The sequence below is a fragment of the Actinoplanes sp. NPDC004185 genome, assembly GCF_053603475.1.
Genome location: NZ_JBSGFR010000001.1, coordinates 318,776 through 343,924, shown reverse-complemented (window position 1 = coordinate 343,924; position 25,149 = coordinate 318,776). Strand labels below are relative to the sequence as shown.

General features: G+C 72.2%; 23 protein-coding genes and 1 tRNA gene. 9 read left to right on the top strand and 15 right to left on the bottom strand.

Annotated elements, in window-relative coordinates:
- Genes ACWEOZ_RS01540 through ACWEOZ_RS01520 form a run of 5 tightly spaced genes read right to left on the bottom strand, consistent with a single transcriptional unit; the run spans nucleotide 1 to nucleotide 8,564 of the window.
- Entirely contained in the window at nucleotides 1-651 is a 651-nt protein-coding gene (locus tag ACWEOZ_RS01540; protein WP_451908819.1) for an ABC transporter ATP-binding protein, read from the bottom strand.
- Nucleotides 648-3,677 (bottom strand): FtsX-like permease family protein, encoded by a 3,030-nt coding sequence (locus ACWEOZ_RS01535; RefSeq protein ID WP_451908818.1) that lies wholly within the window; start codon nucleotides 3,675-3,677, stop codon nucleotides 648-650. The genes ACWEOZ_RS01540 and ACWEOZ_RS01535 overlap by 4 nt, the downstream gene beginning before the upstream one ends.
- Nucleotides 3,674-6,688: an ABC transporter permease gene (locus ACWEOZ_RS01530; RefSeq protein ID WP_451908817.1), complete on the bottom strand. Its 3,015-nt coding sequence runs from the start codon at nucleotides 6,686-6,688 to the stop codon at nucleotides 3,674-3,676. The genes ACWEOZ_RS01535 and ACWEOZ_RS01530 overlap by 4 nt, the downstream gene beginning before the upstream one ends.
- Nucleotides 6,689-6,731: 43 nt before the next feature.
- Nucleotides 6,732-7,739, bottom strand: coding sequence for a magnesium transporter CorA family protein (locus ACWEOZ_RS01525; RefSeq protein ID WP_451908816.1), 1,008 nt, complete (start codon nucleotides 7,737-7,739; stop codon nucleotides 6,732-6,734).
- A gap of 36 nt (nucleotides 7,740-7,775) precedes the next feature.
- Nucleotides 7,776-8,564 carry a polysaccharide lyase family 7 protein gene (locus ACWEOZ_RS01520; protein ID WP_451908815.1) on the bottom strand — a complete coding sequence of 263 codons (789 nt, stop codon included), beginning with the start codon at nucleotides 8,562-8,564 and terminating at the stop codon, nucleotides 7,776-7,778.
- Between the two features lie 161 nt (nucleotides 8,565-8,725).
- On the opposite strand from ACWEOZ_RS01520, the gene ACWEOZ_RS01515 reads away from it, so the two are divergent.
- Nucleotides 8,726-9,742 (top strand): LLM class flavin-dependent oxidoreductase, encoded by a 1,017-nt coding sequence (locus tag ACWEOZ_RS01515; protein WP_451908814.1) that lies wholly within the window; start codon nucleotides 8,726-8,728, stop codon nucleotides 9,740-9,742.
- Nucleotides 9,739-10,746 (top strand): TetR family transcriptional regulator, encoded by a 1,008-nt coding sequence (locus ACWEOZ_RS01510; RefSeq protein WP_451908813.1) that lies wholly within the window; start codon nucleotides 9,739-9,741, stop codon nucleotides 10,744-10,746. The genes ACWEOZ_RS01515 and ACWEOZ_RS01510 overlap by 4 nt, the downstream gene beginning before the upstream one ends.
- Here ACWEOZ_RS01510 and ACWEOZ_RS01505 read toward each other — a convergent pair.
- Nucleotides 10,725-12,245 carry a TROVE domain-containing protein gene (locus ACWEOZ_RS01505; protein ID WP_451908812.1) on the bottom strand — a complete coding sequence of 507 codons (1,521 nt, stop codon included), beginning with the start codon at nucleotides 12,243-12,245 and terminating at the stop codon, nucleotides 10,725-10,727. The genes ACWEOZ_RS01510 and ACWEOZ_RS01505 overlap by 22 nt on opposite strands.
- Before the next feature lie 403 nt (nucleotides 12,246-12,648).
- The gene (locus ACWEOZ_RS01500; RefSeq protein WP_451908811.1) at nucleotides 12,649-13,212 is read right to left on the bottom strand and encodes a CGNR zinc finger domain-containing protein; all 564 of its coding nucleotides are present in this window, start codon (nucleotides 13,210-13,212) and stop codon (nucleotides 12,649-12,651) included.
- A gap of 82 nt (nucleotides 13,213-13,294) precedes the next feature.
- Between ACWEOZ_RS01500 and ACWEOZ_RS01495 the strand changes: the two genes are divergently transcribed.
- Nucleotides 13,295-14,305 carry an EamA family transporter gene (locus ACWEOZ_RS01495; protein ID WP_451908810.1) on the top strand — a complete coding sequence of 337 codons (1,011 nt, stop codon included), beginning with the start codon at nucleotides 13,295-13,297 and terminating at the stop codon, nucleotides 14,303-14,305.
- A gap of 532 nt (nucleotides 14,306-14,837) precedes the next feature.
- On the opposite strand, the gene ACWEOZ_RS01490 is transcribed toward ACWEOZ_RS01495, so the two are convergent.
- Complete coding sequence (locus ACWEOZ_RS01490; protein ID WP_451908809.1) at nucleotides 14,838-16,418, bottom strand: DHA2 family efflux MFS transporter permease subunit; 1,581 nt, start codon at nucleotides 16,416-16,418, stop codon at nucleotides 14,838-14,840.
- A gap of 286 nt (nucleotides 16,419-16,704) precedes the next feature.
- On the opposite strand from ACWEOZ_RS01490, the gene ACWEOZ_RS01485 reads away from it, so the two are divergent.
- Nucleotides 16,705-16,839 (top strand): hypothetical protein, encoded by a 135-nt coding sequence (locus ACWEOZ_RS01485; protein ID WP_451908808.1) that lies wholly within the window; start codon nucleotides 16,705-16,707, stop codon nucleotides 16,837-16,839.
- Here the strand turns inward: ACWEOZ_RS01485 and ACWEOZ_RS01480 are convergent.
- The 3 genes from ACWEOZ_RS01480 to ACWEOZ_RS01470 form a co-directional block, all read right to left on the bottom strand.
- On the bottom strand, nucleotides 16,836-17,252 hold the full coding sequence (locus tag ACWEOZ_RS01480) for a DUF6223 family protein (protein WP_451908807.1): 417 nt from the start codon (nucleotides 17,250-17,252) through the stop codon (nucleotides 16,836-16,838). The genes ACWEOZ_RS01485 and ACWEOZ_RS01480 overlap by 4 nt on opposite strands.
- 235 nt (nucleotides 17,253-17,487) lie before the next feature.
- Nucleotides 17,488-18,258 carry an isocitrate lyase/PEP mutase family protein gene (locus tag ACWEOZ_RS01475; RefSeq protein WP_451908806.1) on the bottom strand — a complete coding sequence of 257 codons (771 nt, stop codon included), beginning with the start codon at nucleotides 18,256-18,258 and terminating at the stop codon, nucleotides 17,488-17,490.
- Between the two features lie 22 nt (nucleotides 18,259-18,280).
- Nucleotides 18,281-19,276 (bottom strand): RNA polymerase subunit sigma-70, encoded by a 996-nt coding sequence (locus tag ACWEOZ_RS01470; RefSeq protein WP_451908805.1) that lies wholly within the window; start codon nucleotides 19,274-19,276, stop codon nucleotides 18,281-18,283.
- Between the two features lie 196 nt (nucleotides 19,277-19,472).
- Between ACWEOZ_RS01470 and ACWEOZ_RS01465 the strand changes: the two genes are divergently transcribed.
- Nucleotides 19,473-20,504, top strand: a complete 1,032-nt coding sequence (locus ACWEOZ_RS01465; protein WP_451908804.1) for a lytic polysaccharide monooxygenase — start codon at nucleotides 19,473-19,475, stop codon at nucleotides 20,502-20,504.
- A gap of 75 nt (nucleotides 20,505-20,579) precedes the next feature.
- Here the strand turns inward: ACWEOZ_RS01465 and ACWEOZ_RS01460 are convergent, their stop codons facing one another.
- From ACWEOZ_RS01460 to ACWEOZ_RS01445, 4 genes are all read right to left on the bottom strand, one after another.
- The gene (locus ACWEOZ_RS01460) at nucleotides 20,580-20,945 is read right to left on the bottom strand and encodes a hypothetical protein (protein ID WP_451908803.1); all 366 of its coding nucleotides are present in this window, start codon (nucleotides 20,943-20,945) and stop codon (nucleotides 20,580-20,582) included.
- A gap of 50 nt (nucleotides 20,946-20,995) precedes the next feature.
- Nucleotides 20,996-21,481: a peptidoglycan-binding domain-containing protein gene (locus tag ACWEOZ_RS01455; RefSeq protein ID WP_451908802.1), complete on the bottom strand. Its 486-nt coding sequence runs from the start codon at nucleotides 21,479-21,481 to the stop codon at nucleotides 20,996-20,998.
- Nucleotides 21,482-21,883: 402 nt separating this feature from the next.
- Nucleotides 21,884-21,955 (bottom strand) — tRNA-Val (locus tag ACWEOZ_RS01450).
- Between the two features lie 60 nt (nucleotides 21,956-22,015).
- Nucleotides 22,016-22,441, bottom strand: coding sequence for a TIGR02611 family protein (locus tag ACWEOZ_RS01445; RefSeq protein WP_451908801.1), 426 nt, complete (start codon nucleotides 22,439-22,441; stop codon nucleotides 22,016-22,018).
- Nucleotides 22,442-22,758: 317 nt separating this feature from the next.
- Here ACWEOZ_RS01445 and ACWEOZ_RS01440 point away from each other — a divergent pair, with 317 nt between their 5' ends.
- From ACWEOZ_RS01440 to ACWEOZ_RS01425, 4 genes are all read left to right on the top strand, one after another.
- Nucleotides 22,759-23,190 carry an SsgA family sporulation/cell division regulator gene (locus ACWEOZ_RS01440; protein WP_014446635.1) on the top strand — a complete coding sequence of 144 codons (432 nt, stop codon included), beginning with the start codon at nucleotides 22,759-22,761 and terminating at the stop codon, nucleotides 23,188-23,190.
- Between the two features lie 245 nt (nucleotides 23,191-23,435).
- Entirely contained in the window at nucleotides 23,436-24,368 is a 933-nt protein-coding gene (locus ACWEOZ_RS01435) for a helix-turn-helix domain-containing protein (protein ID WP_451908800.1), read from the top strand.
- 72 nt (nucleotides 24,369-24,440) lie between these two features.
- Entirely contained in the window at nucleotides 24,441-24,896 is a 456-nt protein-coding gene (locus tag ACWEOZ_RS01430; protein ID WP_106129593.1) for an RrF2 family transcriptional regulator, read from the top strand.
- A 67-nt stretch (nucleotides 24,897-24,963) separates the two neighbouring features.
- A complete protein-coding gene (locus ACWEOZ_RS01425; RefSeq protein ID WP_451908799.1) occupies nucleotides 24,964-25,137 on the top strand; it encodes a DUF4236 domain-containing protein in 174 nt (57 codons plus the stop codon).
- The last annotated feature ends 12 nt before the right edge of the window (nucleotides 25,138-25,149 follow it).

Sequence of the window (25,149 nt, the reverse complement as noted above, 5' to 3'; positions counted from 1 at the left end):
TCAGCGCAGCAGGGTCGCCTCGCCGTCGGCCAGGTGCAGTTCGTGGTCGCAGGCCGCGGCGGCCTCGGGGTCGTGGGTGGCGAAGACCACCGCCGCGCCCCGCTCCGCCTCGGCGCGCAGCAGCTCGATCACCTTCTGCCGGTTGGCCGCGTCCAGCTCGCTGGTCACCTCGTCGGCCAGCAGCACGTCGCCGCGCAGGGCCAGCCCGCGGGCGATGGCGGCGCGCTGCTGCTGGCCCCCGGAGAGCTCGTCGACGAGCTGGTCCGCCTGCCCGGCCAGGCCGACGCGTTCGAGGGACTCCGCGGTGCCGCGCCGGGCATCGGCCGGGGTGCCACCGGTGGCGATCACGGCGACCGCGATGTTCTCGGCCGCGGTGAGGATCGCCGCCAGCCCGTTCTCCTGCGGGATCAGCACCACGCCGAGCGCGACGCCCCGATCACGGTCCTCGAGCTGGTCGCCGTCGACCAGCACCCGGCCGGCGGCCGGCGGCAGCAGGCCCGCCATCGCCGCCAGCAGCGTGGTCTTGCCCGCCCCGGACGGGCCGGTCACGGCCAGGATCTCGCCGGGCCGCACCGTCACGGTCACGTCCCGCAGCACCGGCACCCCGTCGCCGTACGCGACCTGCGCCGCGTCCACCGTCAGCGTCCTCATCGGCCCTCTCCCTCGTTCACCCCGGCGGCACGCACCCGGCGCCGCAGGTCCCGGCCGGTCAGCAGGGCCACCCCGGCCAGCACGACCAGCATCGCCAGCCCGGCCGCGGCCAGCACCAGCGGCCGGGGCCAGTCGGCGAACGGCAACGGCGCCGGCTTGATCCCGGCCAGCGGCAGGGTCCAGCCGGTCAGTCCCCAGCCGGCCAGGGCGATGCCCAGGCCGGCGAGCACGGCGATGACGGCCAGGATCGGGTACGTCCACAGCGTCGCCTGCCCCGCCGCCCGCCGGTTGAGCCCCTGGGCGCGCAACGCGGACAGGTCCTGCACCCGCCGCCCCCGGTCCACGGCCGCGGCCAGGATCAGTGCCCCGGCCCCCAGCAGGGTCGCCAGGCACCCGGCGAGCACGTAGAACCACAACGCCAGCGCCGGCCCCTGCTCATCGAGCTGCGCGCGCACCGCCGAGGTCCGGGTGTCACCGGTGATGACCAGGCCCTGCGCGGCCAGCCGGTCGACGATATCGGCGGGCGCGGCCGCGGACAGCCACACCTCGGGCAGCGTCGTGGTGGTCGCGGCCGTGGCGTAGCGGTCCAGGTATTCCAGGTCGGACACCGTCGCGCGGCGGCCGAGCCGGGGCACCGCGGGCAGGTCGGCCACCCGGGTGACCGGCACCAGCTGGCTGTCCAGGCCGGTGATCGTGTCGTCGGCGCTGCGTCCGGCCCCGGCCACCGGCAGCGGCGAGGGCGTGTCGGCCGGCTGGAGCCAGGCGCCGTCGGGCAGCCCGCCCGGCGCGTCGAGATCGACCTGCAGACCGGCGGGCACCGTGGTCAGCGTCCCGAACCGGGGCATCCGCCAGTGCTCGGCGGCGGCGAGCTCGGCGGCCGGCAACGCGGGCCGCACCGGGTTGATGCTGCCCAGCCCGTTCAGGGTCAGCCGGCAGCGGACCCCGTTGGTCCCGCCGATGACGGTGATCTGGAGGCCGTCGACCCGGCAGCCCGCCCGGCACACCGGCACCCGCTGCCCGTACGTGTAGGGACCCTCCTGGAGCTGGCCGAACGCGACGGCGGCCGAGCCCAGCCCGGTCACCGAACTGACCGTGACGGTGAGCCGCAACGGCGGGTTGTCCTCCAGCCCGGTGGCCGTGACTCTCACGTCGAGGTCCTGGCCGGGGATGACGATCGGCTCGGGGGCGGCCGGCCGCAACGCCCGGGCCACCTCGGCGGCGTCGGGCCCGCCGGCCCAGGTGGCCACGGTGGCCAGCCGGGTGCTGTCCACGGCGAGACCGGGCGGCTCACCGACGCCGCTGCCCGGGGTGCGGGCGACAGCCATCGCGAACGCGCCCTCCGGGTCGACCGTCCGGACGGCTGTGAGGAGCTGCTGCGGGGTGCCGGGTTCCACGGTCAGGACCCGGTCGGCGCCGGTGCCCAGGGTCGCCTGCACGGCCCGGTCGCGGGCGCCCACGTCAGCGGCGCAGGCCGCATAGCCGGCGACGGCCACGGCCGCGACCAGCATCGCGAACAGGCCCCGGGCGCCGGAGCGGCGGGACAGTTGCAGGCCGGCCAGGGCCACGCCGAGCCGGCCCCGGCGCAGCGCGCGGACCGCGAAACGGGTGACGACCGGAAGCAGGGCCCGGCCCACCACCAGGGCGAAGGCGAACACGATCAGGGCCGGCGCGAACAGGCCGGCCCCGGTCGGGTCGCCGGACAGGTTGAGCTGGACGCCGGTGATGATCGCCAGCAGTGCCACCGTCAGGTCCAGGACGGGCGGGCGGCGGCCGGTGACAGGCAGCCGGCGCAGCAACGCCGAGACCGGGCTGAGCAGCTGCCGGCGCTGGGCCAGCAGGGCGGCCAGGACGGCGGCGAGCGCGGCCAGCGGGGCGTACCGCAGCGAGGAGAAGGCCGGGGCTACGCCCACTCCGGGGAACCGCGCGGCCGCGATGGCGTTCACCAGCACCTGCCCGGCCAGGCAGCCGAGCAGGGCACCGAACACGATGGCGACCAGGCTCTCGCCGGTGGCCAGCCACCAGCGTTCCCACCAGCGCGCGCCCCGCAGGGCCACGACGGCCAGCTCGGGGCGGCGGCCCTCGGTGCCGTACCCGACCGCCAGGAAGATGACGAAGCAGGAGAGCAGGACCAGCGGCACGGCGATGACCGGCACGATCACCCGGGCCGCGGCCCGGCCGGCCTCGATCCGCGCGAGCAGGTCCGGGATGCCGGTCTCGGTCAGGATCGGCGCCCCGATCTTGATGGTCATGTCCCGCAGCCCGTCCAGCGCGGCCTGGACCCCGGCCAGCTTGTCGACGTCCAGCGCACCCGGCCCGGCAGCACTGTCGATGGAGAGCTGCGTGTTGCCGTGGTCCATCGTGGACAGCGTGGCGTAGCCGGCGAACACCGGCTCCCCCGCGCGCGGTCCGGGATCGGCGGCGAAATAGCCGTGCGTGCCCCAGTACACCGCCGTGGGGTCGGGCACCCGGTACGTGCCCACCACGGTCACCCGCTTGGGCTGGCCCTTCGGCTCGAAGCGCGGGGTCCGCGGATCCGAGCTGAACTCCGCGTACGTCAGCTCGATCGCGTCGCCGGGCGCCAGCGACCGCCGCCGCGCGGTCTGCTCGCCGATGACCACCTCGCCCTCACCGATGAGGCACCGCCCGGCCACGACGGTCAGGTGGCCGCAGACGTCCTGCCGGTAGACGAACCGGGACCGCAGCTTCACGTCCGGCTCGATGCCCAGCGTCGCGTACTCGGCCGCGAAGACATTGGTGAAGCCGGGGAACGCGACCAGGGCCGGGCCCACGTTGGTGAAGCTGAGGCTGTCGCCCTCCCCGGACCGCGCGTCCTCGATCTTGCTGACCTGCAGGCTGCGTTCCCGGGGCAGGGCGGTCTCGACCTGGCCGGCGGCGACGGCCCGGTCGGCGGCCTGCACGTACGCGGGGGCGGCGACCGCGGCGGCCACGCTGACCAGGGCGAGCAGCGCGAGGGTGAGCGCCTGGCCACGCCGGCTCCACACCATCGCCAGGACCAGGGCCATCATCGGCTGCTCCCGTGCAGGTCACGAACCAGCGGACGGACGGCGAGCCAACTGGTCACGCCGAGGGTGAGCAGCGCGAGCAGCCCGGCCACGAGCAGCGCGGCCGGGCCGAGGGCGCCCGGCGGCGGGATCAACGTCCAGTTGTCGGTGAACGGCCGCACGATGACCCCCACAGCGGGCCGGGCCACGGCCGCGGCCAGCAGACCGGCCAGCAGACCCGCGGCCACCAGGGCGGCGCTGCCCGCGTACCCGATGGTGACGGCCGTGCGCAGCGGCAGTCCCTGCAGCCGCAGGGCGGACAGCTGATCGAGCTGCGGGCCGCGCTCGACGGCCGCGGCCACCGCGACGGCCGCCGCGGCGAGCAGCAGGCCGGCCATCGCGGCCAGCATGGCGAAGGTCGCGCCGACAGCGGTGCCCTGGTCCTCGAACCGGCCGGCCTGCTCGGCCACCGTGGCGTCGTCGAGCACGGTCAGGCCGCCGGCCCGGAGCGCTGTGAGCACCGGCTGCGGGGCGTCCGCGGCCAGCCAGACCTGGTACGTGCCGCCGGGATCCGAGTCGGCCGCGATCCGGCGGGCGGTGTCCAGGTCCACCAGCACCCCGGTCCCGCCGACCACCGGGAGCACCGGCGCGGTGCCGGCCACCCGGACCCGGACGGGCGAACCGCCGAACGCGTAGACGACCGAGTCGCTGAACTGCCAGGCCGCCGGCTGCGGCCCGGCCATCACGACCGGCAGCGGCAGCGCGGCGTCCACCGCGTACACCCGGTTGCCGGGCGGTGAGCTGCCGCCGGCCTCGTTGCGATCCATCCGCAGGGTGAGCTTGCCGGCGGTGGCGAAGACGTCCATCGCCGCGGCGGTGAAGTCGGGGCGCCACCGCCGCGGGTCACCCAGCGCGGCCGCGTCCAGCACCTCGGCGGACGGCTCCTGCTGGGACAGGCCGCGGATGGTCACCGCGGCACTGCTGGACGGCAGGCCGAGCCGGCCGTCGCTGCCGGCCGGCGACGACAGCTGCCAGCGGACCAGCCGGCATCCCGGCGCCGCGGTGCAGCCGCTGACCCGAGCGCGGGCCTGGTGCTCGCCTGGGGCGACCGGCCCGAAGTCGACGGTACGGTTCACGCCGGTCGCCTCGTGCTGCAGGACGGCGGTGACCACGACCGGCTGGCTGTCGGCGTTGCCCACCCGCAGGGTCAGCCGGCTGCCGGTGACCATCGCGGCGGGCGGCAACGGTGTGTCCCGGGTCGCCGCGCTCAGGGCTTCCGGCGGGCCGTACTCGGGTCTCCAGGCGGCGACGGCGGCGAGCCGGGAGCTGTCGACGGCCACGACCGGCGGGATGCTGTCGCGGTTGATCACCACGGCCATCGCGTGGGTCCCGCCCGGGTCGGCGGTACGGACCGCGTGCTGCAGGGCGGTGCGGTTGGTGGCCTGCACGGTGAGCACCCGGGGAGCGCCCAGCTCGACCTGGCTGCGCTCGGTGCGCGCCTCGCGGCCGGCGGACCAGCTGCCCGCCGTACCGGTGAAGATGGCGACCGCCACCGCGACCAGGGCGAAGACCCGGTGGGCGCCGGGCCGGCGGGCGGTCTGCGCGGCCACCAGGCCGAGCCGCAACCGGCCCGCGCGCAGGGCGGCACTGCCGCCGCGATCGGCGATCCGGCCGAACAGCCGGGCCAGCAGCAGCGCCACCGCCAGGGCGACCAGCGCGGGCGCGACCAGCGCCAGGCCGCCGGTGCTGCGCCCGGCCCGGACCTGGTACGCGGCGCCGACCGCCACGGCCATGAGCACGAGGTCGATGACGTCGGCCCGCCAGTCCCGGCGGCCGGCGGAGACCCGGCTCAGTAGTTGCACCACCGGCAGCCGCAGCACGGCCGCCTCCACGGCGAACAGCACGAGCAGGCCGCCGGCGACGACCAGGCCCACCGCCGCGGCGGAGAGGCCGAGTGCCTGCAGCCGGTCGGCGGGGCCGAGGACCGGGCCGGCCAGCAGGCGGGCGGCGAGGAAGCCCAGCGGCGCCCCGACCAGCGCGCCCGCCAGCAGCGGCACCACGTGCTGACCCAGGGCCAGCCACAGCATGCCGCGCCGGGTGCTGCCGCGCAGCTTCAGCAGGGCGGCGTCACCGCGCCGCTCGCGGCCGGTGTAGCGGCCGGCCAGGCCGATGGCGAACAGGCCGAGCACCAGCACCTGGCAGAGCGCGACGGCGACGGCCTCGCGGATCGTGCGCCGGTCACCGGCGATCGTGCGCAGCAGCTGCGCGGTCGGGTCGACCAGGCGCAGCCCGGCCGCGTCGAAGTCCGCCTCCACCCCGCGGACGACCGCGGCCAGGTTGTAGCCGTCGTCCCCGCGGATCAGCGCCTGGGGCACGCCCACGTCGTAGGTCAGGGTGGGATCGGTGAGCTGATCCTCGGTGAAGGTCCCGACCGGGGTGAACGCCGGCTCCAGGCCGCCGTTGGCCCGGAACAGTTTGTTGCTCCAGTACTCGCCGGCCGGATCGCTCACCACGTAGCGCGAGACGATCCGCAGTTCGACCGGCGTCGTGGCCTGCGAGGCGCGCAGCACCAGCTTGTCGCCGGCCGCCAGGCCGAGCTGCTCGGCGGTGTCCTGGCTGATCGCCACCTCACCCGGGGCCGCCGGGCACGGCCCGGTGAGGAAGACGTGGGTGCAGAACTCCTCGCGGTAGCTGATCGACATCGTCGGGCTGGCGTCGCCGCGGTCGGCGGTCAGCGCCACCGTCATGCCGAGCACCGGCCGCAGGCCGGCGATGGGCAGCAGCCGGTCGACGGTCGCCCGGAAGGTGTCGAGCGCGGGCTGCGGCGTGCCGTCGGTCTCGGCGTTCTGCCGCACGGAGAGCATGCGCTGGGCCGCCGGAGCCGCGGCGACGTCACCGTCGGCGGCGCGGGAGGAGGCGGCGATCGCGTACCAGGGGCCGGCCGCGGCGACGGCGGCGATCAGGGTGGTGAGAATCAGGACGGTCAAAACCTGCGCGGTACGGGCGCGGACGGCTCCGAGCACCAGCGCGACCATCGAGCCCTCCCCCGTTGAAGATCCTCGGGCAGGGTACGCGATGTCACAACCACCCGCGCCGCTTCAGGTACAGATACAGTCCCGCCGCCGAGCCGACGATCATGCCCAGGCTCAGCAGGAAGCCCCAGAACTGCTCGTAACCCCAGTACGGCACGTTCTGTCCGAAGAAGCCGGTCAGGGCCGTCGGCACGGCGATGATCGCGGCCCACGCGGCGAGTTTGCGGGTCACGTCGTTGAGCGCGTTGCTCTGCTCGTTGAGATCCGCTTCGAGCAGTCCGTTGATCCGGTCCCGGGCACTGTCGATGGTCTCGATGGCCCGCCGGGCGTGGTCGTCGACGTCGCGGTAGTACGGCTCGAGGTGCTCGACGACCATCTCGGTGTCGGCCCGCATGAGGTCGGCGATGAGCCCGGCCATCGGCGCGACCGGCCGGCGCAGTGCGGCCAGGGTCTTGCGCAGTGCGAAGCCGTACATCCGGACGCCGCGCGGGGCGCCGCCCTCCTCCAGCATGTCGTCCTCGGTCTTGTCCATCGCCTCGTCGAGGAGGCGGGCGGCCGCGAAGTGGCCGTCCACGATGACGTCGAGCAGGCCGTAGACGAGGAAGCCGACGCCGCCGTCCGGCGCCAGCCCCGCGTCGGCGTCCCAGCGCCGGATCAGCGGCGTGAGGTCGCTCTGCGACTTGCGGACGGTGATCAGCGCCCGCTCGGTGATGAAGGAACTGATCTCGGTCTTGTGCATCGCCGGACCGGGAGCGGCGGTGTCGACGTGCACGGCGTAGACGTTCATGAACAGGTGACCGGGATAGCGGTCGACCTTGGGCCGCTGGTGGTCGTGCACGGCGTCCTCGACGGCCAGCGGGTGCAGCCGGAACTCGGTGGCGACGGCCTTGAGGTCGTCCTCGTCCGGGTCGAAGAGATCCAGCCACAGCACCGCCTTGGGGTGCGCTCGCAGCTGGTCGCTGATCTCGTGCGGGCCGAAACCCTCGGCCACCACCTCCCCGGCCTCGTACAGCCGGGTGTAGGTGGGGCAGCTCGGCGCTGGTGTGTCCGTCACAACGGATCACTATGCCCCGAGCCGCCCCGGGCACAATCAGCCGTGCGTCACAGTCAGCGTGTAGAACTTCACCTTGGCCCCGTTCGAGGTGCTCTCGGACGAGGACTGGTTGTACGAGCCGGCCTTGAAATACATCCCGTACGGGTTGAACGACGACGGGATGGCGTAGCTCGTGGTGGTGCCGTTGATGGTCAGGTTGATCCGGTTACCGCCGGACACCGCGATGGTGTAGTCCCACCGGGTGCCGAGCGGGACGTTGCCGACCTTGCGGACGTCCTGACCGCCGGCCGGCGAGATCTCCGTACCGAAGTAGATGTCGCCGTTGGGCCGGTAGTAGAGCTCGACCAGGGGCTTGGTCGACGAGCCGCCCGAGCCGAGGTGGATCTGGCCGACGCAGACGTTCTTGGTCACGTGCGGGATGCGCAGGTTGGCGGTGAGCTTGTGCGAGCCGGCCAGCCGCCAGTCGGCCGCGCTGCCGTCGGCGTTCATCTCGCGCAGCTCCGACCGGGCGTACTTGGAGTTGGGCGTGGTCACACCCTTCTCCGGGGCCCAGAACGTCATCGACCCGTCGGTCTTGTCGGTGAAGAAGTACGCCGGGTTGGTGTAGCCGTTGGCCCCCTTGAGCTGGGACGGGGGGATGGTGGTGGGCGAGCCCGGCGACCCGGAGGGCAGCTGCAGGCTCCAGACACCGAGGTTGAAGTTGCCGCCGGGGGCGACCGCCGGGTTCAGCGCGGCGGCGTCGGCACCGGTGATGCCGAGGACACCGAACGTGCCCGCCACGGCGGCGGAGGTCAGGACAGCGAGGAGCGTGGAACGGCGCTTCATGCGGGGGACCTTCCTTGCGGAACGGAGGCGCCGGTGGGGACGACCTTAATAGGTAAGACGCTGAACAATAAACATTGTCATCGATGTAAAGTCAATGGCCGCTTGGCGAACAGGGCCGCACGCAGCAAGATCGGGTGAGTCGCCTGCCGAGGAGGAGCGCTGTGCCCGTTCCGTCGTCCCCGCTGCGCAAGCTGGGCTTCCTGACCATCGGCCTGTTCGACGGCGACGATCCGCGCGCCGGCCACGAGTCGACCCTGGAGATCATCGAGCTGGGCGAGCGGCTGGGCTTCGACAGCGCCTGGGTCCGCCACCGGCACCTGCAGTACGGCATCTCGTCGCCGGTCGCCGTGCTGGCCGCCGCCACCCAGCGCACCACCCGGATCGAGCTGGGCACGGCGGTCATCCCGCTGGGCTGGGAGAACCCTTTGCGGCTGGCCGAGGACCTGGCCACGGTCGACATCCTGTCCGGCGGCCGGCTCAACCCGGGCCTGAGCGTCGGCCCACCGATGCACTACGAGCAGGTCAAGGGCGCGCTCTATCCGGACACCGCCGACACCGAGGATTTCAGCTATGAACGCGTACGGCGGCTGCTCGGCTTCATCCGGGGCGAGCCGGCCACCGACTTCAGCGGCGTCGAGGGTTTCGAGGTGTTCTCCGACCGGATCCAGCCGCACGCCCCGGGCCTGGGCCGGCGCCTCTGGTACGGCGGTGCGAGCCTGCGCTCCGCCCGCTGGGCCGGCGAGAACGGCATGAACTTCCTGACCAGCAGCGTGGTCAAGGCGGAGGAGTCGACGGACTTCGCCGAGATCCAGCTGTCGCACATCCGCGAGTTCCGCGCCCACCACCCCGACGGCGACCGCGCCCGCGTCTCGCAGGGCCTGGTGGTCATTCCGACCGACAGCGCGACCGCCGACCAGCGGGCCCGATACGAGGAGTACGCCCGCCAGCGCACCCCGCGCACCGCCACCCCGCAGGGACCGGCCCGGATGATGTTCGCCCCGGACCTGGTCGGCCCCGCGGCCGAGATCGCCGGACGGCTCTACGCGCACCCGGCGTTCCGGGAGATCGACGAGGTGGCGTTCGCCCTGCCGTTCACCTTCGGCCACGATGACTACGTGCAGATCCTCACCGACATCGCGGGCGCCCTCGGGCCGGCCCTGGGCTGGCACCGGGCATGACGACACCGGGGCACGACCGGGCCACGTTGCTGGCCGCCGCCCGGGCCGAGTTCACCGAGCGGGGCTACCACGACGCCGACCTCGACCTGATCGCCGAGCGGGCCGGGCTGACCCGGTCCCCCGCCAGTAGGCAGGCGCTGTATTTCGCGGTCCTGGCCGAGATCGCCGAGCAGGCGCCGGAGTCGCCGTACCCGCCGACCGCCCGCACCGCCGAAGCGGCCCTGGGTGACTTCGCCCGGGCCTGGCTGGCCCGGCTCCCGCTGGCCACCGAGAAACAACGGCTCGACCTGCTCCCGGAGATCCTCACCGGTGAGGCCCGCCAGACCTATGCCCAGCTGACCAACCTGACCGCGATCGTGCTGGGGCTCGCGCTGGAGAATCTGCCGCCGGTCGCGCCGCGGATGGTCCGGGTGGCCGAGGCTGCCCTGACCGCCCTGCACGGCGCCGGCCGGCTCGCCGCGGTGGCACCGGGCTTCGGTGAGCCCTTCACGACGGTCGCCGTCTGCGAGATGCTCGCTGGTCTGGAGCTGGACGACGACTGGGGCCCGCCGCACCTGCCCTACGTGCCCACGGCCGAGACGGTCGACGAGCCGTGGTCACCCCCGGCGCTCCGGGATGCCCTTCGCTCCGAGCCTGCTCAGCTGGACCGGGACGGCGTGGTCGCGGTGCTGGGGATGCACCGCCTCGGCGCGGTCGAGGAAGCGGTCCGGGCCGCGCCGGCCGGGGCGCAGGTGACCGTCGCGCTGGTCACCGGCGCCCCCGACGAGTTGTCCCCGCTCGGCCGCCTGGTCGTGGCCGAACTGCGGGCGAACCTGCGTGCCGCCTTCCCGGCTTCGACCCGGCCCCGCCTGCGGATCGTGCACGACGACGCCGGTGCCCTCGCCGCTGCCGCGGGCCTGCCGGCCCGCAGCGACACGACCGAGTTCGCGGTCCGGGTCGCCGCGGGCCGGATCGTGGCCCGCGCCGACGGCCACGGCGCCTGTTACGCCGCCGCCACCGGCTGACCCTCGCGGTGGGCGAACGGCCACTGTGCCCGGTCGCCGGCCTCGAGCAGCGGGATCATCGAGAACGCGGCGTCGGACAGGCCACCGAAGGTGAACCGGTTCCCGGCCACCGGGGTGTGCCCGGCGCGGTAGCCGGCCAGGTTCCACGTGTACACCGGCACGTGCGCCGGCACCGCGGCCGCGACATCACGAGCGCCGTGCCAGTGCGCCTGCTCGTCGGTCAGGATCACCACCCGGTCGTGCCGGGCGTAGTGCTCCCGGACCGCCTGCTCGGTGTTCGTGCCCCGGCCCAGGAAGTAGCCGTCCGCCTTGAACCGGCGTACCGCGGCCAGCACCGACTCGCCGGCCACCCGCGGGAACACCCTGGTGTCGTCGGAGAACGACACCACGGTCGCGTCGTGGGCCCGGGCACCCAGCGCGAGACCGAAGACGGTGGCGGCGTCCCAGCAGCGTAGCGTGCCGTCCCGGCTGAAGCCGGTGGTCATCGACCCCGAGGTGTCGATCAGGATCAGGGTCCGTGCGCCCAGGGCCGGCACGTTCGCCAGCGCCTGCTGCAGGCCCTGCTCCAACGGGTACGCCCACCGCAGGCTCGGCGCGGCGTTGAACGCCGACAGGAACCGCATCGGCAGTGCCCGGGACCGCGCGACCTCATCGGGATCCGTCAGCCGGGCCGCCACCGTGGCCGCCACCGCGTCACTCACGCCGGCCTGGTCGAAGTTGCGCAGGTTCCGCAGCAACGCCAGACAGCCCATGCTCGGGATGATCGACTCCCAGGCCGCCGCGTCCATGGCCGTCTGCCGCCACCCGGCCAGCGCCTCCCACGTCATCCCGGCCGCGTGCAACACCGCCGGGTCGGTGACCCCGAGCCGCTGCTCCACCGGCAGGGCCATCAGGCCGGCCCGGGCGGTGAGCAGGGTCAGCGCCGACGGTACGGGGTTGTCCCGCTTGTGCCGCCGGTCCAGGGCATGCCGGAACAGCTCGCCCTGCCGCTCGGCCTTCGCCGTCGGGTGGGTGAGGTCGAGGACGTCACCGAAGCGCACCGGCCGGGCGTCGGTGTCGTACTTGAGCAGGCTGCGCTCGTGGTAGAGCCGTACCGCCGCGTCGGCGATGCCCCGCTTGACCGGCTTGGGCAGCGACCGGCCGTACCGGCCCAGCCAGTACGCGAGCGCCTCGCCCGGCTCGTCCGGCCGCTGCAGAGCACTGTCCACGATGGACCGGGAGCCGGGGATGCCCGCGGCAACCTGCGCGCGGGCGCCCTCCAGGGCAGCGACCACCGCGGCGGACCGCACCATCGCGGCCGTCCGCAGCCACCGCACGAACCCGGCGAACCACTGCGGATCGGCGACGGCCACCTCGGTGACGAGGGCGCGGAATCGCAGGTCGCGCTCGTCGGCACTCTCGTAGAAGGTGTCCTCGCCGACCATGAGCGAGACACCGAGCAGGAAGAGCTCGGCGCGCGGCTCCCGCCGGAAACCGGGTGCGCCCTGAGCTGTCTTCACCGGCCGCACCGGTCGGTTGAACTTGGCCATCACGTCCCCCCTGACGTCGGGCCGGAGGAGCGACCAGCCGGCCCGCCCGAGACCGGGATCGGCGACGGACTCATCCGCCGCTCCCGCCGAGCTGATGGCCCGAAGGCCACGGGGAATCGAACCCCGAACGGAGCCTGAAGTAGCCGTTGCCTGCGCACCGGGCGGGCACGATGGTCGCGCCTCCCGAGATCGGAGCGGCGACGGAGACCGGCCCTCGCGGGCCTGGGTGACCTGGGCCGCTGGTCGAACCGTCCGAGGACGGTAGCGGGATTCGAACCCGCGTCTCCCCGTTATGAGCGGAAGTAGCCGTCGCCTGCGCACCGGGAGGTGCGCACTGAAAGTAGGCGCTGCCGGCGAGCACCGGCAACCGAATTCAGGACGGCCGGCCCGTCCCCGAACGCCGCTCCCGGAAGGCGATCATGTTCATCCGGTTGCCGCAGCGGACGCTGCAGAACCGCTTGAGGCCGTTGCGGGAGAGATCGAGCAGCAGGCCGGTGCAGTCGTCGGCCTCGCAGACCCGGAGCCGGCGCATCTCGTTCATCCGGATCACGTCGATGAGCGCCAGGGCCGCCTCGGCCCGGATGCGTTCGGCGAGCGGCGCGTCCGGCGAGGTCGCGTGCAGGTGCCAGTCCAGGGCATCGTGCCGGGTGAGAAACGGCAGGGCCTTCGCGTCACGCAGCATCCCGTTGACGGACTCGACGGCGTCGTCGCGCTCGAGGGTCCACACCCGCCGGAGCTGGGCGCGGGCCTGGCGCACCTCGCGCAGCTCCGCCTCGTCCTGGTCGATGCGCCCGGTGTAGGCGAAGCGGGTCAGCAGGCCGGCGAGCTGATCAACGGTCACGAGCTCGTCGTCGCCACTGCGTGACGCCCCGGCCTCGGTGTTGCCGAGCACCACGACGAAGGCCAGCGACTCCTCCGTGTCAGGGGCAAAAAGCAATTTGACTCCTCACCGAGACCGACCTAGCGTCAGGACCGTAAGCAATTTAGCCCATGACAGATACCAAGCCCGCGGAGCCGTCATGAAAACGCCGTCCATGTCCACGGGCCTGATCGCCGCCCTGATCTCCTGCGTCTCGTTCAGCACCTCCGGCGCGTTCATCAAGCCGCTGCTGGAGGCCGGCTGGTCGCCGGTCGCGGCTGTCACGGCCCGGGCGCTCACCGCGGGTCTCGTACTGCTGCCGTTCGTGCTCTTCTCACTGCGCGGCAGATGGGCGGCTTTGTGGCGCGCGCGCTGGCGCGTCCTGGGTATGGGCCTGGTCGGCGTGGCGTTCACCCAGGCCGCCTACTTCGCGGCCATCCAGCGCATCCCGGTGGCGACGGCCCTGCTCATCGAATACCTGGCGCCGCTGCTGCTGGTCGCGTTCGCCTGGGCGACCACCCGGCGGATGCCCCGGGCCACGGTCCTGCTGGGCTCGGTGCTCGCCGTCGGCGGCCTGGTCCTGGTGATCGGCCCCGGCGCCCTGCAAGCGGTCGACCCGATCGGCCTGGCCATCGCCTTCAGCGCGGCGATCGGCTGCGCGGCGTACTTCGCGATCGCCGCGCGCCCCGCCGACGGCCTGCCCCCGGTGGCCCTGGCCGGCTCCGGCCTGCTGCTGGCCGGCGTCGTCCTGGCCCTGATCAGCACCACCGGCCTGCTGCCGTTCACCGCGACCTACGGCGACCTGTCACTGTTCGACACCACCGTGCCGTGGTGGACGCCGCTGCTGGTGGTCGCGGTCATCGGCACGGCCGTGGCGTACGCGTCGGGAATCGCCGCCTCGGCCATCCTCGGCTCCCGGCTGGCGTCGTTCATCGGGCTGCTCGAAGTGGTGTCGGCGTCGATGTTCGCATGGTTGCTGCTGGGCGAGAAACTGACGCCGCTGCAGTTCGTGGGCGGGGCGCTGATCCTGGGCGGCATCGCGGCGGTCCGGATGGAAGGCGCGTCGCCCTCGGAGGCTGCTGACGCGCCCGACGCTGCGGACCGGCCGGATGATGCGCAGCTTCTCCGCACTAACCGCCTGGCACTGAACGGCCAGCAGCTCGATGCCTGACCCGACCAGGGGGACCGGCTGTGCCAGCCGGGAACGTGACCTGCGTGATGGTGGCAGTGCCGGCTGGTGGAGCTTGTTCGTGCATGGTGATCCGATCGCCGGGTTGCAGGTGCCCGGTATCGGGGTTCTTCGAGCACCGGGCTGAGCAAGATCAAGAAGTTGGAGGCCCGCGCGGATGATGCCGTGGAGAGTCTCTGCTGCTCTCCAGCGGCACCAGGCCTTGGTGCGGTACAGGTTCATCTCGGCTGCCGCGTCCGCCAGCAGGTTCCAGACCGAGGTGTCGGCGGCGTAGGCATCGCCCAGCTCGGTAAGGACGTCGAGCGCGATCGTAGCGGCTGACTGCAGCCCGGCGTGCCATGTTGCGATCCGGCTGACCCGCTCGATGAGCCCCGCGCGATCCGGCTGACCGCCGCCCGGAGCGACCCGGCTGACCGCAACGCAGACCATCCGGCCGCGACCCGGCCGACACCGCCGCCCGACGGGGCAAAACCGCGAAGCGGCGGGCTGAGGAACAGCCCGCCGCATCACGCGGTCAGTGGATCATCACCGGCGTGTCGAGGCGGCCGTCGCCCTCCTCGGCCGGGCCGCTCAGCCGGGCCGGCTGGCGCTTGCGGGGCAGGAACGCGATCGGGATGAACGTCAGCAGCACCAGCCCGAAGCCCACCCAGAACGTGGTGGCGAACGAGTCGGCCACGAACTCCAGGCCGCGCTGGATGACCGAGGGTTCGACCGGCATCTGCTGGCCGTGCTGGCTGGCGATCGCCGCGCCCGCCTCGGTGATCGGCTCGCCGGTGCGCGGGTTGTTCAGGCCCGGGATCGGGTCCGAGCCGTTGAGCCGGCTGGTCAGGATGACCGACATGATCGCCGAGCCGATCGAGCCGCCGATCTGCTGGAGGATGTTGACCAGGGTGGAGCCGCGCGCCACTTCCTGGTTGGTCAGCGTGCGCAACGCCGACGTCATGATCGGCATCATCGTGCCGCCCATGCCGAGGCCCATCACGAACAGGGAACCGCACAGCAGCCAGTACGACGTGTCGGTGCCGACCTGGGTGAAGGTGAAGAACCCGGCGGCGATGAGCGCCATCGCGAACGGCACCGTCCGGCCCACCGGGATCCTGTCGGCCAGCGTGCCGGCGATCGGCATCGTGAGCATCGCGCCGATGCCCTGCGGCGCCATCAGCAGACCCGCGTGCAGCGTGGACTCGCCGCGCACCTGCAGGAAGTAGCTCGGGAACAGCAGGCCCGCGCCCATGAACGCGATGATGAACACGAACAGCGAGATCGACGAGACGGCCAGGTTGCGGTTGCGGAACAGCCGCAGGTCGAGCAGGGGGTGCTTCGGCTTGAACGAGTACAGCACGAAGCCGATCACCAGCAGGGCGCCGACCAGCATCGTGGTCCAGACCTTGGTGGCCGTGATCGTGCCGGTCTCCGGCAGCGACGAGACGCCGTACAGGAAAAATGCCAGACCCGGCGAGAGCATCAGCATGCCGACGAAGTCGAACGACTCCGACGACTCGGCGTTGTCCTTGGGCAGCGCGAAGAAGGCGTAGACGAGCGCGATCGCGCCGATCGGCAGGTTGATCAGGAAGACCCAGTGCCAGCTCGCCGCCTCGATCAGCCAGCCGCCCAGGATCGGGCCGCCGATCGGGCCGAGCAGCATCGGGATGCCGAGGACGGCCATCAGCCGGCCGATCCGCTCCGGGCCGGCGGCCCGGGTCATGATCGTCATGCCGAGCGGCATGAGCATGCCGCCGCCGAGACCCTGGAGCACCCGGTACGCGACGAGCTGCTCGATCGAGTCGGCGGTGGCGCAGAGCACCGAGCCGAGCGTGAACAGCAGCAGCGCGAGCATGTAGAGCCGTTTGGTGCCGAACCGGTCGGCGGCCCAGCCACTGAGCGGGATCACCGTGGCCAGCGCCAGGGTGTAGCCGGTCATGGTCCAGGCGACCTGGGCGTACGTGGCGTCGAACTCGGTCTGGAAGGTCGGCAGCGCCACACTGACGACGGTGATGTCGAGGATCGACATGATGGCACCGAGGACCACCACGCCGGCGATCTTCAGCACGGCGGCGTCCAGCCTGTCGGGCGGCGCGGCGGCTTGACCAGTCACGGAGAGCTCCAGGTTGTGTCGGGCAGTGCGGCCGGCGTCGACGTGCTGCACGTCGGGGCGCGGGCCGTGCGCAAAGCGACGATGGTGCCACTGTCCCCGGCGGCCGGCATCCGCTTTTCGGGAGCCGGGGCCGAGCTACCGGGGTTATTCTGCCCCTTGGCGCGCCGGTGGGCGGGTAAGTCGTGCTACTTGAATGCGTGAAGCCCGCCACGTCTTCACATCTGCCGGACCGGTCTGCCGTCGGGCCCAGCCACCGCGGCCGGCGACCGACATCGGGGTGGCGTGCATGGCGACGGAGTTCGCGGTCGACAACGACATCATGGGCGGGCGCCGGTGGAAGATGACCGCCGAGCAGTTCGCCGGGTTCCGCGATTTCATCGCGGAACCCATCGCGGCCCTCGACCGCGGGCCGGGGCACTAACCCGACCGCGGACGACCGGTACGGCGGGAGCGAACCATCGCGAGCCCACCGAGGACAACGGCGATCAGCCCCACCGCCACCGCCACGATGGCGCCGCCCAGTCCGTTGCCGGTGCCGACACCCCCGTCGGACGTGGCGATCACGAGCCCGCCGAGCGCGGCACCGAGCAGCCCGGCCACCAGGGCGGCAACGGCCCGGGCGCGACCGGCGCGACGGGTGAGAGCCGGCCAGCCGAGGACCACCCCCACCAGTCCCAGCACGGCGCCCGCACTCGCCCCGAGCCGCCCGGAGCTCATGGTGGTGACGTCCGCGGCCAACGGGTGAACCGCCGGGTGCGCCGCCGCCGGGGCGGCCGGGACGAGCGCCACCACCAGGAACATCCCGGCCGCGGCGATCGATTTCAGCGACTTCATGACAGCGTCCTTCCGATGTGTCCCGTCCCCGGAACCGGGGTCACGCCCGATCATCTCGTCGGGCGTGACCCCGGTCATCCCGCGGGAAGACGCACTTCAAGCTGGTGTCGCCGGCGTACGCGGCTGCTGCGGACGCCGCAGTTGACGGCGATGTACTGCCGGCGCAGTAGCTGCCGGACGAACAATGTGGACGGTGCCGCCAGAGCAGGGTGACGAAACGGCCCAGGCCGCCGCGTCACTCGGCCTCGGCGCGCAGGGCACGGACAGCGGTCGCCATTCCGGCCAGCGCGGCCCGATAGAAGCTGGGCCCGTACGAGACGCGGGCCACCCCGAGCTTGCGCAGCGTCGCCAGGTCGAGGTGTTCGCCGGTGTTGCCGTTGACCGGGCACGCCAGTTCGGTGACCAGGGTGGCGACGGCGTCCTGGTCGCGTACCCCGATGGGATAGATGCAGTCGGCGCCCGCGTCCCGGTAGAGCGCGCCCCGCCGGATGGTTTCCGCCAGCCGGTCCGGCTGGGGGATGCCGGCCGTCGGCAGGAAGGTGTCGACCCGGGCGTTGATGACCAGCGGAACTCCGGCGTCGTCGGCGGCGGACCGGACAGCCGCGAGCCACTCGGCGTGGGCGCCGGCCTCCTGCAGCCCGCCGGCCCGGTGGTCGGTGTCCTCGAGGTTGCAGCCGGCGGCGCCGATGTCCAGCAGGCGGTCGACGAGCTCGTGCGGCTGCATGCCGTAGCCCGCCTCGGCGTCCACCGTCACCGGGACCGGCACGGTCCGGATGATCCGTTCGGCCGCGGCGAACATCTCCGGCCAGGGCGCGCCCTCGCCGTCGGGATAGCCGAGCATGGCCGCGACGGCGTTGCTGGCGGTGGCGACGACCGGGAAGCCCGCCTCGACCACGACGGCGGCGCTGGCCGCGTCCCAGGCGTTGGGCAGGACGAGCAGCTCTCCGCTGTGGAGCTCACGAAGACCTCGGGCGTGGGCTTGCAGAGCGGGCAGATCAGCAGACATGGAAGTCCTCCGGGTTCGGGATTCAGCCGAGGGTTCGCGGCAGGCCCAGGTACGGCGCCACCGTGGCCTCGAATCGGGTGATCTCACAGATGCGGTCCCCGGCGAGGCCGATGACCTCGATGCCCGCGAGGCGGGAGATGCCGGTGACCGGGTCGCGGCGGTACTCGCCCCAGGCGGGCTGGCCGTTCGCGCGTACCGGGATCAAGCGGTCGGTCCGCGGCCGGCGCGCGCCGACGGCAGTGAAGAAGGCCCGCGCGGCGTCCGCGCCGTGATATTCGAACAGCGCCGGCGGCATCCGCAGCCACACGTCGTCGGTCATCAGGGCGACGAGCCGATCGACGTCGAAGGCGGTGAACGCCGCCACGAACTTCTCGAGCAGCTCACGTTCCTGCGCACTGTCCGGCGCCGGCGGCGCGGGCCGGTCGTGCGTGGCCCCCGCCATCGTCGCCCGGGCCCGCTTCAGCGCGCTGGTGACGGCGTCCGGCGTGAGACCGAGCAGGTCGGCGGTCTCGGCGGCGCGGTAACCGAGCACGTCACGCAGCAGGAGCACGGCACGCTGATTGGGCGGGAGCAGCTGGACCGCGGTGACGAAGGCCAGCGAGATCGCTTCCCGCGACTCGTAACGGGCCTCGGGCCCGGGGGCCCGGTCGGCGACACCCTCCAGCAGCGTGTCGGGATAAGGCTGCAACCAGAAGACCTCACCCGTACGCGTGGGCTCGGGCGCCGCCGCGGGAAGCGCGACGGGCGGCGCGGGCCGGCGCTTCGCGGACCGCAGGTGGTTGAGACAGCGGTTGGAGGCGATCCTGTACAGCCAGGTGCGCACGGAGGAACGCTGCTCGAAGCCCTCCAGCCCGAGCCAGGCGGCGAGCAGGGTCTCCTGCAGGAGGTCCTCGGAGTCCTGCAAGGAGCCGAGCATCCGGTAGCAGTGCGCCTGCAGCTCCGCCCGGTACGGGGCGACCAGCTCGGTGAAGGCGTCGTGGTTGCCCGCCCGCGCCCGCCGGATGAGTTCTGCCGTCACGTCACCCTCACATTCGTCGTCTCCTCGTACAGACACCAGCCACCGCGGAAAGTGGGCGCTCGACCGGGACCTGCTGCGGCACGCATCAACGACATCATCGCCGAACCCATCGAGGACATCGATCTTCGACTATCCTTCGGGCCCTTTTCTTGTCATGATGGGAGCGCTCCCACACTCCGTCCCCCGAAGGAAGCGCATGACGTCACGAACCCTCCGTATCGCTGCGGCCGCACTCATCACCGGCGTGCTGACCGCCGCCGGCAGTGCGCTCACGACACATTCGGCGAGCGCGCACGGCGCGGTGTCGGATCCCGTCACCCGGGCCTACGACTGCAACCAGCGGTGGCAGAGCCCCAGCGATCCGGGCATGCAGTCGCAGGACCCGATGTGTTACCAGGCGTACCAGGCCGACCCGAACGCCATGTACAACTGGAACGGCCTGTTCCGCGAGGGCGTCGCCGGCCGCCACCAGGCCGCCATCCCCGACGGCACTCTGTGCAGCGGTGGCCTGACCGCGGGCGGCCGGTACGCCGCCCTGGACGTGCCGGGCCGGTGGAACGCCACCAGCAAGCCGAACAGCTTCACCCTGAAACTGAACGACCCGTCCAGCCACGGCGCCGACTACCTGCGGATCTACATCACCAAGCAGGGCTTCGACCCGCTCACCCAGAAGCTCACCTGGGGCGCGCTGGAGCTGGTCACCGAAACCGGGCGGCAGGCCCCCAGCCAGACCTACACGGCCCAGGTCAACGCCGGCACCCGCACCGGCCGGCACATCGTCTACACGATCTGGCAGGCCAGCCACCTGGACCAGTCGTACTACGCGTGCAGCGACGTCGTGTTCGGCGGCGGAACGGACCCGGGCCCCACCCCCACCACCCCTACGCCGACGAGCCCCGCCCCGACCAGCCCGGCGCCGACCACTCCCCCGCCGAGCAACCCGGGCCCGGGCGGCTGCGACGCGACGATCCGGACGATCAGCCAGTGGCCGGGCGGCTACCAGGCCGAGGGCCAGGTCCGCGCGGGCGCGAACGGCACCCGGGGCTGGGCGGTCTCCTTCACCGCCGCGGTGCAGAACGGCTGGAACGCCACCTACACCACCAGCGGATCGACCACGACCGCCAGTAACGCGTCCCACAACGGCACCCTGGCGGCCAACGGCACCGCAACCTTCGGCTTCCTGGGCACCGGAACCCCACCGGCGACCGCCATCTGCACCGCATCCTGAGGCCGAGCACCCAGCACATCGCGGTCCCCGCTGCTCATTCCGGCGGGGACCGTGTTGCTCGTCCGGACTCCTGAATCACGTCCCGGGCGGCGTGCTCTCGTCCGCGGCCGCCAGCTCGATCCGCTCGGTACGGCTGGCCCCGATGACTTCGATGCCGCGCGTTCCGATGCAGCCGGTCAGGTTGAGCTCGACGACGTACGGGACGATCGCGGGCTGACCGATCGGGGGCATGCAACCGACGACCTCGATGCCCCAGTACTCGGGCTTCTGCACATAGCGCAGCGGATTGAGCGAGACCTGCATGTTCGCGAACGGCTTCTGCCCGGCGACGACGAGCATGGGAGGCGGCGGCGGATAGATCATGAGGGAGACGGTGTCCGCTCGCTCGAAGTCGATGAGGCGGCATGACTGGGCCGGGGGCAGGCTCTCTGACGGGGGCACGCTTTGCTCCTTCGACGATGCAGGCTGACGGGCCGGTCGCCACTACGGGGCTAATCGTCAGCCACGTGCTGCAGGCCCACCACGAATTCGAGCGCCAGCGGCAACGCGGTCCAGGTTCGCTGGCCGACGACACCGTCCACCGAAAGGCGCGCCCAGCCCTGGAACGCACGCACCGAGGCATCGGTGTTCGGCCCGTAATGCCCGTCGACCTTCTGCGGCGTCGTTCCCCACAGGCCCGGAGCGCCCGACGTCAGGACCTGCTGGAGGCTGCGGACCACCTCACCCTGCGACCCTTGGCGCAGCGTCGGCATCGCAGCGCCGTCCGGAAGCGCCTTCCACGTCGCCTGATCGACGACGCCGGTCACCGGCAGACCCTCCGCCGCCTGGAAGTCCCGGGTCGCGGCTTCCGTCCCGGGCCCGAACTTGCCGTCCACGACGAGTGCGGTGTCCGGCGTACGCCGCAGCGCCCGCTGCGCCTGACTCACGGTGTCACCGGTGGCGCCCGGGCCGACCGTCGGCATTCCCTGGTTGGTCATGATGCTCCTCGCCTGGCGGAGTTGTGGTCCCCGCAGGTCGATCGCTCACTGGTCGCACGTGCCGATGAAGGCCGTCCCATCATCGACGTCGACTGATGTCCGGTCAATCACTCCGCCGACACGGACGGCAAGGACAGCGCGGCCAGCGGGTGGCTCGGCAAGGACATCACGTCGGAGGAGGGCTGCCAGCTGGGATCCGTACCGTGATCGGAGGGGAGGCCGACTCTCGCCGGCGGCGACCCGCACACCCAAGTCCAAGCACGGGACCGCGCCAACCGACCGGACCGGACGCACCCACAGCGCCCACCGCAACGCGGGGCGTCCGGGGGCTCGGCCCCCGGAGCAGAAATGACGAGTGCCCCCGGTCCGCGCTTTCCGCGGACAGGAGGCACCTGGGACTCGTGGGCGATACTGGGATCGAACCAGTGACCTCTCCGGTGTGAACGGAGCGCTCTCCCGCTGAGCTAATCGCCCTCAACGGAGTCAGACTGTACCGGACCCTGGGCCGCGCGCGCGAACCAGGGTCCCGGCGCGTCAGCTTCCGGTGACGAACTTCCAGATCACCGCGGCCAGGTCGACGCCCATGGTGAGTTTGACCGAGAGCCAGACCACGGCCGAGATGAAGATGAAGCCGGCCAGGCCGATCAGGGCGCGCATCGGCAGGGACTGTTTCAGCACCCAGTGGGTCCAGGCCTGGACGTGCTTCTTGGTGAAGTGCAGGAGTCTGCGGGCCCAGGTGAACTCGACGGCCAGGATGGCCAGGCCGAGGATCACGATGGCCCAGCCGGGTCCGGGGAACGGGATCAGCACGATGCCGACCGCCACCACGACGGCCCCCAGGACGCCGACGCCGATCTTCAGGGCGAGCCGGCCGGTCGGGTTGGCGCGGATCCGATCCAGGAGCCCCGGAGATGAGTCTTCCTCGGGTGGAGATTCGGTCAGGGGTTCCGATTGGGACATCTCGTTCACTTTCGCGGCAAAGATCGCGGGCTCCCGGTCATTTCATCCCCCAGTGTTCCCCGCCCCCGTCACTACCCGGGAGGAATGGACGTTACCGGAGTGAGTCAACTGCTGGGCCACCCGACGCCGGGCGAAACCGAGTACATGGGCAGAACAGGTCAAGATACCGTTTAACGCTCCCTCCGGAGAGCTTATCGGAAGCGCCTTCCCACTACTGGGTGAGATCAGCGTATGGCGGAGCGTAATGACAGGGATCACCTGAGTATGGGAAACGCGGGGTTCACCAGCCTCGCAGCGGTGCCGGGGGGAGTTCGTCCATGAGTACCATTCGTCCAACGACCGTCGAGGTCGAAACCTCGCTGCGGCTCGTAGCGCCAGATGCCACGGCTCTGCCCGTGCGCGCCAGTCTGCGGTACGACCCAGCCGACCCGTATGCCGTGCACGTGTTGTTCCACGCGGAATCAGCCGGTGGGGAAGCCGTTAGCTGGTCCTTCGCGCGTGAACTGCTCGTGACCGGGCTCGATGAGCCGGCGGGGATCGGGGACGTCCGGGTGTGGCCGTGGGCCACGCCGCGGGGCGACTTCGTGGCCCTCGCGCTGTCGTCGCCAGACGGCAACGCATTGTTCGAAGTACCGCGCAGTGTCCTGGTCCGGTTCCTGCGGCGCACCTATGTGGTGGTGCCGCGGGGCCGGGAGTCCGATCACCTGGACGTGGACGCGGCGGTCAACCGGCTCCTCGCCGGTCGATAGCGACAGGAATTACCGGGGCGACCCGCGCGGACACTGCCGGTCCGCGCGGGTCGCCTTTTTGCCGCCCGGGTCCGGGAAACGGACAGTCGGCGGATTGTCGCCGAATCCCGGGCACAAAGCGAATAGCACGACCGACCGTACTTAATGTCCGATTTGACCCTTGATTTCGGACCCGTGACACCGATATCAGTCCCCGTCGGCACTCACACGTGCATCCCTGGTCACGGCCCGATACGGTCGGCTCGATGGTCACCTCCACCGCGCGCCCGAGCCGGTCCGCACCCGCCCCGAACTGGGCGGGCGTGGGCACGTGCACGCTGCCCGAGACCGACCTGGCGACACCGCGCCCGGCACCGCGCCGGCTGCCGTACCACCTGCTCGCGCTGACCACCGCCGGACACGGCACGGTCGAGATCGACTTCGTCCTGCAGCGCTGCCGGCCCGGCACCCTGCTCTGGATCCGGCCCGGTCAGGCGCTGCGCTTCGGCATCGAGCCAGGGCTGGACGCCTCCCTGGTCTCCTGGGACCGTGACCTGCTCTCGGCCGCCGACGTCAGCGGCGTACCGGTGGATGATCTGCCCGGGCCGAACCGCTGGCAGCTCGCCGGCGAGGACGAGGACGCGGTGATCACCGAGGTCGCGCAGCTCGGGGTCGACTGCGCCCGGCACACCTCCGGGCCGGTCGCGGCCGCGCTGCTGCGCCATCAGCTCGCCGTGCTGCTGCTGCGCATCGCCCTGCTGGCCGGCGGGGATGACCGGCGCGCCGGGACCACGAGCGCCGAGAGCCGCACGTTCGCGAGGTTCCGCCGCGAGCTGGAGGACGGCCATCCGCACAGCCGCCGGGTCGAGGACTACGCCGCTTCGCTCGGCTGCTCGGTGCGCACGCTGACCCGGGCCTGTCTGGCCGTCACCGGCCGCACCGCGAAACAGGTCGTCGACGACCGGGTCGCACTGGAGGCCCGCCGGCTGCTGGCCTGCACCGAGCTGTCGGTGGCGGAGATCGGCCGCCGGCTGGGCTTCGGCGAGCCGACCAACTTCGGACGGTTCTTCCACCGCGAGGCGGGCCTGAGCCCGGGCGCCTTCCGGGCCGGGGCGGCAGCGGCGATGCCCACCCAGGTGGCCGACGACGTGGCCGACATCGGGGCCCGGGTGCCGGCCCAGCGACTGGCCGCTGACTGAGTGTGATGCCCGAATACCCATAATTCCCGGGGTGCGCGAGGGTCGCGGGCTTCGACGCGGCATGATGGAGGGGTGCAGATCTCCGCGCGCGGCGACTACGCGGTACGGGCGGCGCTGAGCTTGGCCAACGCCTACCCGGCCCTGATGTCCGCCCAGGCCATTGCCCAGGACCAGAACATGCCCCGGAAGTTCCTCGAGGCAGTGCTGGCCGACCTGCGCCGTGCCGGGGTGGTCAGAGCTCAACGCGGCGCCGAAGGTGGCTACACCCTGTCACAAAGTCCCCGGGACGTGACGATCGGTCAGATCCTGCGGGCTGTGGACGGTCCACTCGCGGGGGTGCGCGGCCTGCGCCCCGAGGAGACCCAGTATTCGGGGGCGGCGGAAAACCTGCCCAACCTCTGGGTCGCCGTACGCTCCGCGGTCCGCGAGGTGGTCGACGAGGTGAGCCTGGCCGAGCTGATCAGCGGCCGGATGCCCGCCCACGTCCGCAAGCTGACGACCCGGCCCGACGCCTGGCAGCCGCGCTGACGGGTTTGCGGAAATCCACCATCGGGAATCTTCCGGCCACCTGGCTCTCCACGGAAGGACTCCCCCGATGGGCATTCAATACCGCAGTCGCAAGAGGTTCGGGCCGTTCATCCTGAACTTCACGCAGCGGGGATTCTCGTCCTGGTCCATCAAGATCGGACGCTGGTCCTGGAACTCCAAGGCCAAGGCGCACCGCGTGGACCTGCCCGGCCCGCTGTCGTGGAAGCAGGACAAGTCGTAGCCCTGCGCTGAC